The 13,273-nt window shown below is 37.4% G+C and carries 14 protein-coding genes; 9 read left to right on the top strand and 5 right to left on the bottom strand.

The window, feature by feature from the left end; genetic code table 11:
- The first annotated feature begins 1 nt into the window (after position 1).
- Genes PPBDW_RS01295 through PPBDW_RS01275 form a run of 5 tightly spaced genes read left to right on the top strand, consistent with a single transcriptional unit; the run spans position 2 to position 4,783 of the window.
- A complete protein-coding gene (locus PPBDW_RS01295; protein ID WP_036789383.1) occupies positions 2-382 on the top strand; it encodes an HAD hydrolase family protein in 381 nt (126 codons plus the stop codon).
- Positions 373-1,962: a phosphotransferase family protein gene (locus tag PPBDW_RS01290; RefSeq protein WP_036789380.1), complete on the top strand. Its 1,590-nt coding sequence runs from the start codon at positions 373-375 to the stop codon at positions 1,960-1,962. Before PPBDW_RS01295 ends, PPBDW_RS01290 begins: the two co-directional genes overlap by 10 nt.
- Positions 1,959-2,690, top strand: a complete 732-nt coding sequence (locus PPBDW_RS01285; RefSeq protein WP_036789371.1) for a glycosyltransferase family 2 protein — start codon at positions 1,959-1,961, stop codon at positions 2,688-2,690. Before PPBDW_RS01290 ends, PPBDW_RS01285 begins: the two co-directional genes overlap by 4 nt.
- Positions 2,683-3,648: a WavE lipopolysaccharide synthesis family protein gene (locus tag PPBDW_RS01280; RefSeq protein WP_054261964.1), complete on the top strand. Its 966-nt coding sequence runs from the start codon at positions 2,683-2,685 to the stop codon at positions 3,646-3,648. Before PPBDW_RS01285 ends, PPBDW_RS01280 begins: the two co-directional genes overlap by 8 nt.
- 7 nt (positions 3,649-3,655) lie before the next feature.
- Positions 3,656-4,783 (top strand): glycosyltransferase, encoded by a 1,128-nt coding sequence (locus PPBDW_RS01275; protein WP_036789369.1) that lies wholly within the window; start codon positions 3,656-3,658, stop codon positions 4,781-4,783.
- Between the two features lie 47 nt (positions 4,784-4,830).
- On the opposite strand, the gene PPBDW_RS01270 is transcribed toward PPBDW_RS01275, so the two are convergent.
- The 3 genes from PPBDW_RS01270 to PPBDW_RS01260 are packed head-to-tail and all read right to left on the bottom strand — an operon-like array spanning position 4,831 to position 7,619.
- Positions 4,831-5,601 carry a glycosyltransferase family 2 protein gene (locus tag PPBDW_RS01270; RefSeq protein WP_036789366.1) on the bottom strand — a complete coding sequence of 257 codons (771 nt, stop codon included), beginning with the start codon at positions 5,599-5,601 and terminating at the stop codon, positions 4,831-4,833.
- Entirely contained in the window at positions 5,591-6,553 is a 963-nt protein-coding gene (locus PPBDW_RS01265; protein WP_036789363.1) for a capsular polysaccharide synthesis protein, read from the bottom strand. The genes PPBDW_RS01270 and PPBDW_RS01265 overlap by 11 nt, the downstream gene beginning before the upstream one ends.
- Position 6,554: 1 nt before the next feature.
- Positions 6,555-7,619 carry a CDP-glycerol--glycerophosphate glycerophosphotransferase gene (locus PPBDW_RS01260; protein ID WP_036789360.1) on the bottom strand — a complete coding sequence of 355 codons (1,065 nt, stop codon included), beginning with the start codon at positions 7,617-7,619 and terminating at the stop codon, positions 6,555-6,557.
- Positions 7,620-7,740: 121 nt separating this feature from the next.
- Here PPBDW_RS01260 and waaA point away from each other — a divergent pair, with 121 nt between their 5' ends.
- Entirely contained in the window at positions 7,741-9,024 is a 1,284-nt protein-coding gene (gene waaA / locus PPBDW_RS01255; protein WP_036789358.1) for a lipid IV(A) 3-deoxy-D-manno-octulosonic acid transferase, read from the top strand.
- On the opposite strand, the gene PPBDW_RS01250 is transcribed toward waaA, so the two are convergent.
- A complete protein-coding gene (locus PPBDW_RS01250; protein WP_036789670.1) occupies positions 9,021-9,749 on the bottom strand; it encodes a 3-deoxy-D-manno-octulosonic acid kinase in 729 nt (242 codons plus the stop codon). The genes waaA and PPBDW_RS01250 overlap by 4 nt on opposite strands.
- 89 nt (positions 9,750-9,838) lie before the next feature.
- On the opposite strand from PPBDW_RS01250, the gene PPBDW_RS01245 reads away from it, so the two are divergent.
- From PPBDW_RS01245 to PPBDW_RS01235, 3 genes are read left to right on the top strand one after another with little or no spacing between them, the layout of a single operon-like run.
- Entirely contained in the window at positions 9,839-10,906 is a 1,068-nt protein-coding gene (locus PPBDW_RS01245; RefSeq protein WP_036789355.1) for a glycosyltransferase family 9 protein, read from the top strand.
- 10 nt (positions 10,907-10,916) lie between these two features.
- The gene (gene coaD / locus PPBDW_RS01240; protein WP_036789352.1) at positions 10,917-11,399 is read left to right on the top strand and encodes a pantetheine-phosphate adenylyltransferase; all 483 of its coding nucleotides are present in this window, start codon (positions 10,917-10,919) and stop codon (positions 11,397-11,399) included.
- 13 nt (positions 11,400-11,412) lie between these two features.
- The gene (locus PPBDW_RS01235; protein WP_036789348.1) at positions 11,413-12,099 is read left to right on the top strand and encodes an acyltransferase; all 687 of its coding nucleotides are present in this window, start codon (positions 11,413-11,415) and stop codon (positions 12,097-12,099) included.
- Positions 12,100-12,142: 43 nt separating this feature from the next.
- Here PPBDW_RS01235 and PPBDW_RS01230 read toward each other — a convergent pair whose 3' ends face one another.
- A complete protein-coding gene (locus PPBDW_RS01230) occupies positions 12,143-13,147 on the bottom strand; it encodes an NAD-dependent epimerase (protein WP_036789346.1) in 1,005 nt (334 codons plus the stop codon).
- Positions 13,148-13,273: the final 126 nt, after the last annotated feature.

Genomic DNA, 13,273 nt, shown 5'->3' with positions numbered 1-13,273 from the left:
AATGAAAAAACTGATTGTTGATCTCGATGGTACTATCACGTTAGCCAATACCAATGATTATGAAAATGTCGCACCTAATTTAGATGTCATTACTCAATTACAACATTATCATAATCAAGGTTTTACAATTACCATTAGTACGGCCCGTAATATGCGTACTTACAACGGTAATGTTGGCCAAATTAATATTCACACATTACCTATTATTAGCGCTTGGTTAGATAAACATCAGGTTCCTTATGATGAAATTTTAGTCGGTAAACCTTGGTGCGGACATGAAGGGTTTTATATTGATGATAAAGCCATTCGACCGTCTGAGTTTGCCTCATTATCACTTGATGAAATTAATGAGCTGCTCGATAAGGAAAAAGTATGTTTTTAATTATGTCAGCAGCTTACATTACTCAAGAACTAGAGTCTGAGTTTGGCGCTCTTCCTCCGTCGTTTTTACCTCTTGGTAATCGACGTCTTTTTCAGCATCAAGTCAAAAGCGCCCCAACGAATAAACATATTTATTTAAGTGTGCCAGAAAACTTCACCCCTGAGCCACATGACCTACAATGGTTAACAGATCATCATGTCACATTATTATACATTCCTGAGGGGTTATCCCTTGGCGCATCACTAGTATCGGCTCTTACCCTCGCTGATTACACACCAGAGCAATCTCTAAGTATTTTATTTGGTGATACATTACTGCCAAATTTACCGACAGCCCCAAATATCATTACAATTGCGCCTGTCGAAAATAGTTATGATTGGGCAGTGATCTCTAATGATAACTCCCAATGGCTTAATACTGTCACCAACCGAGAACAACTCAACAAAACGCACGCGGTCTGTGGTTACTTTCACTTTAGTCATCCGCAGCAACTACTCAAATCATTGACCATGGCACATTGGGATTTCATTGAAAGCTTAAATTTCTATCATCAAAAGTGTGGTCTAACTGCCGTACCCGTAACTGATTGGCTTGATTTTGGTCATTTAAATACCTATTACCGCTCAAAAGCTAAATTCACTACTCAACGTGCATTTAATCAATTAGAAATAAATGAAAAATGGATAACAAAATCAAGTACTAAAAAACAAAAAATACTAGCTGAAGCGCTTTGGTTTAATCATATCCCTGCACCATTACGTATTTTTTTACCTCAATTTTTAGGCTTTCAACAGCAAGCAGATCACGTATCCTATAGACTAGAATATCTACATTACACTGCTCTTAATGAATTATTTGTTTTTTCTAAATTACCACTATTGGTATGGCAACAGGTTCTCAACAGTTGTTTTGATTTTATTAATAGTTGCCAACAGCATCTTGCTCCAGCAAATACCGCTCAAGGTTCAAGCTTAAGCGCATTATTTGAAGAAAAAACCACTCAACGCTTAACCGAATATTGTTTAAGTCACGACCTTGATTTCCAACAACAGTGGCATTATAACAATCAATTTTCAGTATCATTTGAGCAATTACTCATTGTAAGTCAACAACATTTACCAACAACGACCACTCATGCCACAGTTTTACACGGTGATTTTTGTTTTAGTAATATTTTATATGATTTTAGAATGGGACGAATTAAGACTATTGATCCTCGAGGCATAGATCTGAATGATGAACTTACTATCTACGGTGATACTCGCTATGATTTAGCTAAACTAAGCCATTCGATTTTAGGCTTATATGATTGGATTATTGCGGGTTACTATAAAGTTACTATAAAACAACAACAGATTTCATTTACTATTGATATTCCACCGCATATTTTGCCTATTCAACAATTATTTATTGCCTTGATAAAAGAGCATTATCAATTAGATGAGAATGCGTTATACGCCATGCAAATTCAATTATTTCTCTCTATGTTACCGTTACATGCTGATGATCCTCAGCGTCAACAAGCATTAATGGCTAATGCATTTCGCTTATATCAATTAATTCTGGATTCAAAATCATGATTGTTATTCCAATGGCAGGCCTTAGTTCACGCTTTTTTAATGCTGGCTTTACGCAACCTAAATACATGTTAAATGCACATGGAGAAACGCTCTTTGCACATGCTATCAATAGTTTTTCTCATTACTTTGCAACAGAGCCATTTCTATTTATTGTACGGGATGTCTACAATACCGTCGCATTTATTGAACAAGAAATTGCACGCTTAAATATTAAAAACGCACATGTTTTTGTACTTGATAAGCCTACACGAGGCCAAGCAGAAACTGTTTATCTCGGTTTACAATCACTCCCGGATTATCAAGGCTCAATAACTATTTTTAATATTGATACTTTCCGACCACAATTCCGTTATCCTCAAGATATTGCGGCATGGGACGGCTACTTAGAAGTATTTAAAGGCCACGGTGATAATTGGTCTTTTGCTCTTGCAGAAAATAAAAACTCATCACGTGTAATCAAAACTGCCGAAAAAGAGCCTATTTCTGATTTATGCAGTACCGGCCTGTATTATTTTGCTGATTGCCAATTATTTAACCAGGCCTATCAACAATACTTAGCCAAACCACAAGCAGAATGGGCTAAAGGCGAACTGTATATCGCACCACTGTATAATGATCTTATTACTGCCAATCATGCAATTCACTATCATTTGATTGATAATAACGATGTTATTTTTTGTGGGATTCCTGAAGAATATGAAGCATTTTTGGAGATACCTCATGAATAATACTTTTCAACAAATTACAGTTGTAGTTCAAGGCCCAGTACAAAATTACCAAGGACGCACTCATCATGAAGAAGGCATAACTCAACGCTGTCTCGATAGTATTCGTACTCATTTACCTGGCTCTAAAGTTATTTTATCAACATGGCCAGATCAAGATCTGACAGGCCTTGATTATGATCAGCTGATCATCAGTAAAGATCCGGGGCAAAACCAAGATGGCTTCTGTCATGTAAACTATCAACGTCAAGTGTTATCAACTCAAGCGGGATTAGACGCCGTTACAACACCTTACGCAGTTAAATTGCGAAGTGATAATTTTTTAACAGGAAATAAATTTGTTACTATCCAGCAGCAATTTACTAAAACAGAGCTAAACCAGCAAATTTTTAGTGAAAAAGTGGTGGTAAACTCAAATCTTTTTCGTCGAAGCTCTCACGGCCATCGTGTAATTATGAGTCCGAGTGATTTCTTTTATTATGGTCGTACAGACGATCTCAAATTAATTTGGCAACAACCCGAATTTAATCATCATGATTTTTCACAGCAGCTCATTCAGCAAGCTCAAAAGGTTGCGGGGACACCTTTTGCACTTGAAGCCGAACAAACTTACTGTCAAATTTGGTTAAAAAATATTGCACGAGATAATACAAAATTACTTAAACATCGATTTGATATAAATCATCATGACATTGTTATTTGGGAACGTTTTTTAGCCAGTAATATTATTATTGCCGACCCACAAACGATGGGATTAGGCTTAAGAAAGATTTCACAACGTAAACTAAAACGAGCTAATGAATATAGCCACATTGATTGGTTAAAATTGTATAATAAATATTGCGATAATACAGTGACAATTACCATCGATAAAAATCAACGTCAGCTTGAGTTGAGACGTCTATTTAAATTACCCTTAAGTAAATTAGTTTTTAAGCTTAAACATCATATGCTAGGTTAAATATATTATGGAACGGATTCTTTTTGTCACACATAATTTCAAAGGTGGTGGTATTCAAAAAATCACCCTCGATACAGCTCGTTATTACGCTCAACAAGGTAATGATGTTACATTATTAGCACTTGAAGAAGGGTTAGATTTTCAATTGGATTTTCCGTGCGCGTATCACGTACTACCAGTAAAAGAATTTCTCTATAAGCACCCTTTTATTGGTTTGTATTTTTTATTTTATAAAATTATTTTACGTAAAATTTTCCCTCAAAGTGAACATTTATGGGCAGGGACTGTATATAGAAAAATATTTATAGAATATTATAAAAACCAGCAACCTTTTGATGCTATTTTTATTAATGGCGCTCGTTCAATGAATCGGCTTCATAGTATAAATTTATCTCAAGCTGTTTATAGTTTACATTTACCGCATGTATTAGCTAAAAAAGATAATATCTATTATAATTTTTTATTCAAAAAATTATTTTCAAATAAAAAGGTTTTTACTGTCTCTGATTTTATTAAAGATCCTATATTGAAGAAATCAGTGCAGTTATCTATTCCATTAAAATGTTTAGAAACAATATACAATCCATGCGATAAGAAAGACTTATTAGAAAAATCAAAAGATGAAATAAATTTTGACGGTCAATTTATTCTTGCAGTTGGTCGCTTAAGTCGCCAAAAACGATTTGATGTATTAATCGATGCTTACCATCTTGCAGACATCCACCTTCCTTTAGTTATTTTAGGAGAAGGTAATCAACGCAAAGCACTAGAGAAAAAAATAGATCAGTTAAATTTAAATAAAAAAATACTGTTAAAAGGTTTTGATAACAACCCGTTTAAATGGATGAACCGTTGTGAGTTTTTTGTTTTAAGCTCTGATTTAGAAGGCTTTGTTTTAGTCATAAATGAAGCTCTTGCTTGTGGTGCTCCTGTTATTTCAACTGATTGTGGACCTGTTACCGAGATATTAACAGGAGAACTACAACAAGGTATTGTTCCCAAACAAGACCCTATTGCCTTAGCAAATAAAATAAAGCAATTTGTTCATACTCCAATATATCCATCTGAGGATGTTATAGATAAACTCTCTTTTAGTCATATCACTAAATTACAACTAAAATTAGCTCTACAATAACTTTATAGAGGAGAGTTTATACTCTCCTTCTTTTATTGCTTTATGCATTAACTACGATCATGTTCAAGTAACCATAACCCAACATATTTATTAAAACTCACTTGCGCATAAGTCATCGCAACAATAAAGCCAACACTACCATCAAGAAAACCACGACGAATAATATAAATTAAAATAAACGTCCAAATCGCACGTACTAATGCCAACGCCAATCCGTGAGATTTTTTACCTTTACGATGGTATTTCTTTGAACCCAACCATGCATATTGAGCTGCTTTATCTAGACCATGTCCGTAGTCACGATGCGTATAATGTAATAGCAGTCCATTAAGAACTTCCGTGGCTCCTGCGCTAGGTATAACCGTTTCATGGACTTCATCTAATGTATAACGCGCACCCTCACGCTTAAATAAACGTAATACTGAACGTGCACTACGTCCGTATTTTAACGTCTTACCATACAGCGTCACTCCCCACGGCAATCGATATGCTGTGGCAGTAATCGTATCTTGAGCCAACAATAAAATTAAGGCTTGTTGCATTTGCTCATCAAGTGCTTCATCTGCATCAATTGACAATACCCAATCACAACTGGCTTTATCTAATGCCCGCTGTTTTTGTTTACCAAACCCAGGCCAATCGGTCACGGTGACGTTATCAGTATAGCGCTGACAAATTGCAACGGTTTCATCTGTTGAACCACTGTCTAATACAATAATTTCATCAGCTATCCCTGCGATTGATTGCAAACATAGCTCAACACGATCCGCTTCATTCTTTGTTATTAATATAACGGATAAAGAATGCTTACTTGTCATCAACTAACTCCTTATTTACTTTATTCAGCTTCAACATATATTGATAACGCTGTTGATATAATGGCTGTACTATATATTTTTCTCGATAAGTTTGCTTAGCGACAACACTTGCACAAAAAACATCAAAATCATCATCAAGTTCAGCATATTGATTATTTTTCAACATGATTTGTTGCCAAACCAATTGATGTTGCTGCTTTTTTACGATGTCATTAAACAAATAAAACATCCAAAAATAAGGCGCACAATATTTCTTTTCAAGCCATGCAAGTAATAGATTACCACTACCGGTTGCACTTATTAAATCAGTCTTTTTAGCGAGTAATCGAGTTGAAGTTAAACCTCTAATATCAAGTACGACTTCGCGAGGCTTAGTTAAATAATTCAAACTTACCTGTAATAAATCTTGAATGATTGCATTACCTTTATGAGCAGCTAAAAACCAAGAAACTAACTGCCGATCATCTGATTGCTTCTCTCGAAAACAAAAAAAACCGGTAGTCGATATGTCTAACCATGTCGTTAATGGCTGTTTACAAAAAGTGGTTGCGTCTGCCCACACACCACCAAAACGATTTAATAAATACAGCCGTAATAGATCGCTCTTACCTGCAGCACCAAGATCAACGGTCATCCCTTTAAATACCGCAAAAAAATCAAATCCGAGTTGATGTTGAATAGTATTATTATCAAGTAAAACAACCTGATAATCTGGGTTTTGAGTAACCCAAGATTCATAACTCAACTTGACAACATCAGGCGCCGACTCTAAACCAGAATCCCAAAACATCCATATAACCTTATTCTCTCCACCAGCCATTTCCGGTACCGATAATAACGTCAAGGCAGATAAAGCAGCTTGAGCTTCTACGGAAGTTAATGTCTCTCTACGCTTAAAGCGACATTTTATAATACGTAAATGTTCTTTTAATTCTCGATGCCATGATGCCATTTTATAGTCCCCAATAACCAAGCTTCTTACGCATTTTAAACTCACGTACGATATTAAGCGGTTTGGATTTAAGTTCGAGTAAACCATCATCAAGTAATGCATTCGTCGCAGCTAAAACTCGTTCACTTGAGCCCCCATCTTGATAGGGATGAATTTGCTGACAATAGTGTTTAATATTAGCCATTAACTCCGCAGGATATGTCAATGCCTCACAGAGCGCATGTTCCACTTCATCTATAGCTGTAATATTCAATAAATGCGGTAACGGATGTTGGTTGTTAAAGGTAACAACAGGTTTATCTTGTAATAAAAACATCAACAAAATCGATGAGGTATCACATAACATAACATCTGCCGCCTGCAAAACAGGAATCACATTATCGGTTTCTACAAACGTCAAGTTCGGGCCTTGCAATGCTTTATATTGTGCAACCGTCTCTGCTGCCATTTTAGGATGAAACTGCACTAACCAACGCCACTTCCCCGTAGCAACTAATGCTTTAACTGTCTCATATAAATGTGGGGCACAAGTTAAATTGCGGGAAAATGTTGAACACATCAGTACCGTTGGTCGAGGGTCACCTACCGCACAATATGGGTTAGATGCAGGCTGTGTAAATAGCGGATCAAGCATTGGCCAACCGGTTTGTTTTACTTTAAAGAAACCATACTGCTTAGCTAACTGCGTAAACCGCGCAGTTGTATCTGGTCCTTGAGTGCAATATAAATCAAAACAACCACGGATTTCAAAATGGTCTTCTCTACCGCGACGATTTAACTTCCCAGCATTAAAACCATGAAAAACACCAACTTTTAAGCCTGGTATACAGCGAGGGACAACATTTCCGGGTACAAAAACAGCATCTGGCTGCCAAGCTTTAACATCAGCAACTGAAGCTAATCGTTGCTCTTCAGCATGTAAAAAATCGCCATCAACATCATTCCCCTCAAAAAACCAACACACTTGCCCACCTTGTTTCAAGATCGCTTGTTGTAAAGGCCGTAAAATAGCAAAAGAATAATTTTGAGCAATATACATTAAGTACCGCTGAGGTGAATGAGTCATCGTTGTGCTCTTTGTCTATAAAAGATAAAACATTCTACCTGAATTATTCGCTGAATCATCAAGCTGTAAGATTTTTGATTGCTGGTTATAATAGAACTTTATTGTTACAGGTAGAGCAACCATGCTAGTTCGCATTTGTTACACCCTACTATTAGCTTTAGCTGCTCCTATATTATTATGGGGGCTTTACCGCACCAAACCTGGAAAACCCGCCTTTGGTACTCGTTGGAAAGAGCATTTTGGTTTTACACCACCATTACTTACAGCAGAACAACCTATTTGGATTCATGCCGCGTCAGTCGGTGAAGCAATTGCTATTGTACCGGTAATAAAGGCACTCAAAAAAGCTCACCCTAAGCAAACGATTGTAGTAACTACCACTACCAGCACCGGTGCTGAACAAGTAGCAAAATTAGGCGATTTAGTTGAACACCGCTACATGCCAATTGATTTTGCGTGGTGTGTACGTGGATTTCTAAAAGCTATCAAGCCAAAATTATTTCTTATCGTTGAAAAAGAATTATGGCTCAATACCTTAAGCTGTGCTCATCATCAAAAAATTCCAACGATCATTGTTAATGCACGCTTATCAGAACGCTCTGCAAAGCGCTACCAATCGTTTGGCTTTTTCACTCATAAATTGTTAACCAAAATAGATAAAATCTTATGTTTACATGATGATGACGCCCAACGGTTTATTGCCATTGGCGCTAATAAAAATCAAGTCGCAGTGACAGGTTCAATCAAATATGACATCAGTATTACTGACAGTGTTTTTGAACAAGCCCATGATCTTCGTCAGCAACTTGGCGCCCAACGGCCTATTTTCGTTGCTGCGAGCACCCATCAAGGTGAAGATCAACAAGTACTTGATGCTTACCAAATAGTGCAACAACAATATCCTGATGCGATGGTGATTATTGTGCCGCGTCATCCTGAAAGATTTGATACTGTTGCTCAATTAGCTGCAGAGCAATATGGGTTAACGGTTCATCGTCGTACAGATAACACACCAATTTCAGTCACCACTCAGCTCTACCTCGCTGATACTATGGGAGAAATGTTGGTAATGTTAGCCACTGCCGATGTAACGTTTATGGGGGGGAGTTTAGTGGGTGAAAAGGTCGGCGGGCATAATCTATTAGAGCCAGCTGCTGTCGCTAAACCCGCAATAACAGGCCCAAGTTTTTATAATTTTGAAGATATCACCCAGCAATTATTAGCCACTGGCGCGATTGAAATCTGTCAAAATAGTCACCAACTTGCAGAGCAACTGATCATTTTATTTAATGACCCGCAACGCCAACAACAAATGGGCGCACAGGGCCAAAAAATAGTGATTGAAAACCAAGGCGCGGTTAAGAAAACCATCACGAATATTAATCATTACTTAGATGATAATTAACCAATAGTTATACGAAGATTACTTTTATGGGCATAACCATCACACAATGCTGTCCAATTATCTTCATGCCATTTAATCGCACGTTTATCGACTTCTTTCATAAAAGAGCGCTTTAAACGTGCGAGATTATCCACCTTCCAATCATCACCGTCGCGACAACCACATTTATCAAAATCAATCAGCCATGGTTGCTGCTGAGCATCAACTAAAATATTGTGGGCATTCAAATCAGTGTGACAGACTTGCAAATCATGCATTTTACCAATCATTTCACCAATATCACGCCACACTGCCGTGGCTAATGGTTGGGTTTGAAGTAATGCGACTAAATCATTGCTGTTGGCAATTTTCTCAACCAAAATATCTGCTTTATAAACCACGCCTTTTTTAACCGCACGAGCAGCAATTGGTCGCGGTACATTTACGCCACCATCGCGTAATAATTTTAATAATGCTAACTCAGCCCCACTACGGGTTTTATTCCACTCTGTAAACCAATAACTGTCATTATTCACTTTAGCAAACAGCCCGCCACGGTGATAATGTCGTAATGCCATCTCTAATTTTTCATCGGCAACAAACCAAGTCGTACCACGCCCTTCTGCTGAGCCGATAACTGCATCACGCTGACGCCAATACTCAATATCAAAGCAACCATGCGGATCTGCGCTTAGATAATCGCTATCAAACCAAATGGCCTGGTTGTTACTGATAATTTCCTGCACTACAGCCTCTCTCGCATTTATTGTTGAATATTTTACAATTTCAATGGCTAGCGGCATAATTCACTAACCACTTTTAATAAGGTAACTCCATGGCTCTGTTCTCAACGCCACCACGTTCAATTTGTATCTTACGTTTGTCTGCTATTGGTGATGTTTGCCATGCGATTGCTGTTGTTCAAGCTATCCAACGCCACTGGCCAACGACTGAAATCACTTGGGTTGTTGGCAAGGTTGAAGCACAATTAGTGAATGCGTTACCCAATATTAACGTGATCAGTTTTGATAAAAAAGCTGGCTGGCATGGCATTAAATCTGTTTGGCAACAACTTAAATCACACCGTTTTGATGCGCTATTGGATATGCAAGTTGCCTTACGTGCAAGTGTACTATCTTTAGGTATTAAAGCTAAGTATCGTGTTGGATTTAGTAAAAACAGAACCAAAGAAGGGCAATGGCTGTTTACTAATAAACATTTACCCAATACTGACAGCATACATGTACTTGATAATATGGCTGATTTTGCACGTTACATTGGCGTGCCATTTACAACCCCTGTATGGGATATTCCGCTTACGGCGGAAGATAATAGTATCGCTGAACAATATATCCACCAGCCAACATTAGTCATATCACCAGCAGCCAGTAAAGACGAACGTAACTGGTTAGCTGAACATTATGCTGCAATGGCTGATTACGCTGCGACTAAAGGTTTAGCGGTAATATTATGTGGTTCGCCAAGTAAGCGTGAACAACAATTAGGTCAACAAATTAGCAGCTATAGTCAAACGCCGATCACCAACTTGATCGGTAAGACAACCCTATTACAGCTCACCGCATTATTACGTGCGGCGACAGTGGTCATTGCGCCAGATTCAGGGCCAGCACATCTAGCCACGACCCAAAACACGCCAGTGATTGGATTATATGGCCACAGTAATCCAGCCCGTACAGGACCTTATTTATCACAGCCCTATACCGTTAGTGTTTATCAACAAGTCGCCGAACAGCATTATGGTAAATCATTAGGTGAGTTACCATGGGGAGCACGCGTAAAAGGTAGCGATATCATGCCGCAAATTAGTGTTGCCATGGTAAAGGAAAAACTTGATAGTGTACTTAAATCATCGCCTGTAATATCAAACTCACAACCAAAATAAGTAACCCATTATGACAACACGCGTTATCTATCCTGGCACTTTTGATCCAATCACGAATGGCCACCTTGATTTAATCGAGCGAGCGGCAGCTATGTTTGATCATGTGATTGTTGGGGTTGCTTTCAATCCTAGCAAGAAGCCTTTGTTCTCTTTAGAAGAACGGGTTGATCTTGCTCAGCAGATCACCGCCCATTTAACCAATGTTGAGATTGTTGGTTTCTCTGGACTGTTAGTGAATTTTGCCAAAGAACACAATGCCAATGTATTAGTACGTGGCTTACGAGCGGTGTCCGATTTTGAATATGAATTTCAACTTGCGAATATGAATCGCCGTTTAATGCCCGAACTCGAAACGGTCTTTTTAACGCCAGCAGAAGAGAATTCATTTATTTCTTCTACGATAGTCAAAGAAGTCGCGCTGCATAAAGGCGATGTAAGTCAATTTGTTGATCCGATTATACGATCTGCATTAATAATCAAATTTAAACCCTAGAAATCGTAGATAAATGCATACTTATATAAAATTTATCCAATCACTATTTTGTTCATCCATTGTTTTAATATCTAAGTTTAAAAATAATACGGTTATTTTAGGTAAACATAAAAAATCAGTTATTAAAATTCGCTTTAAAGGCAATAAAAACAATCGAGTTCAAATTGCAGATGGCTTTAGAGGAAAACTGACTATTAATTTTAGTGGTAGTCATAATAATGTAACTATTGGAAAAAATGTCACACTTGGTGGTTCATCAATTAATATTACTCAAAACAATAGCCAATTAATAATTGGAAATGACGTAACTATTGGACATAGTAATAAAATTAGCATTAATGACTGTATGGGTACCCCTAACATAAAAATTAATAACGACTGTATGATTTCATCCAATGTTGAAATTCGAACTTATGACTCTCATCCTATTTATAGCCTCAATAATAAAATTATTAATGCTAATAATAGAGATATTGTTATTAACCAACATGTCTGGATAGGACAAGACGCTAAGATAATGAAGAATGTAACAATTGGGCAAGGATCTATCATAGGTGCTGGCAGTATTGTAACGAAAATCATACCTCGTAACAGTGTGGCTGTCGGCATACCAGCAAAAGTAGTTAGAAAAAATGATTTTTATTGGTCAAGAGAACCAGAAGAAAAGCATAGAAAAAAAGCAAGAGAATTATCCTATTAAAGTCAGTCACATTGAACCATAAGCAACTGACTTTAAATTATTTTTACTTATTGTAATACTCACGGTACCAATCAACAAAAGCCTGCACACCCTCTTTGACTTTAACTTCAGGCTTATAACCCGTTGCAGCAAATAAATCATCGGTATCAGCATAAGTCATATACACATCACCCGGCTGCATTGGCATAAAGTTCTTCTTGGCTTCAACGCCTAATGATGCTTCTAGAGCTTCAACATAATCCATTAATTTAACTGGGCTGCCATGGCCAATGTTATAAATACGATACGGTGCAGAGCTGGTTGCGGGTGAGCCAGTTTCGACAGTCCAATCAGGATTAGGCAGTGGAATCACATCCTGAATTCGAATAACACCTTCAACAATATCATCGATATAGGTGAAATCACGGCTCATATCACCATTGTTATAAATATCAATTTCTTTGCCTTCCATAATCGCATTGGTAAATTTAAACAATGCCATGTCTGGACGACCCCACGGGCCATAAACAGTAAAGAAACGTAGGCCTGTAGTGGGAACACCGTAAAGATGCGAATAACTGTGGGCCATGAGTTCATTGGCTTTTTTAGCCGCCGCATACAATGACACCGGATGATCAACACTATCTTCGGTATCAAACGGCATTTTTTGATTTAAGCCATAAACTGAACTTGAAGAGGCATACACTAAATGCTCAACGTTGGTATGGCGGCAACCTTCAAGAATAGTCAAATAGCCAATTAAATTACTATCACCATATGCCATTGGATTATCAATTGAATAGCGCACACCAGCTTGACCCGCTAAATGGATCACTCGATTAAATTTTTGCTCAGCAAACAAATTGGCAATCGCTTCTCGATCCGCAAGATCCATTTCAATAAAACTAAAGTTTTTATGCTCAATACGATCTAAACGCGCATGTTTAAGTGCCACTTCATAATAATCATTAAGATTATCAATACCAACCACTTGATGACCTTGTGCGCATAAACGTTCTGTGACAGCACTACCAATAAAACCAGCTACGCCAGTCACTAAGTATTTCATTATTCAGCCCTTAATATGTTTATAAAACACTATCTATCTTTTATAAATTATCTCAGCATGGTATCAACATTTATGACTCTTGTTGCTCAAAAAAAATGAACCCATGATTAATAAAAATCGAATAAA

This window comes from Photobacterium kishitanii, from assembly GCF_000613045.3.
In the GTDB taxonomy this organism is placed as follows: Bacteria; Pseudomonadota; Gammaproteobacteria; order Enterobacterales; family Vibrionaceae; genus Photobacterium; species Photobacterium kishitanii.
The sequence above is the reverse complement of the archived record's forward strand: the minus strand, read 5'-3'. Positions and strand labels throughout refer to the sequence as shown.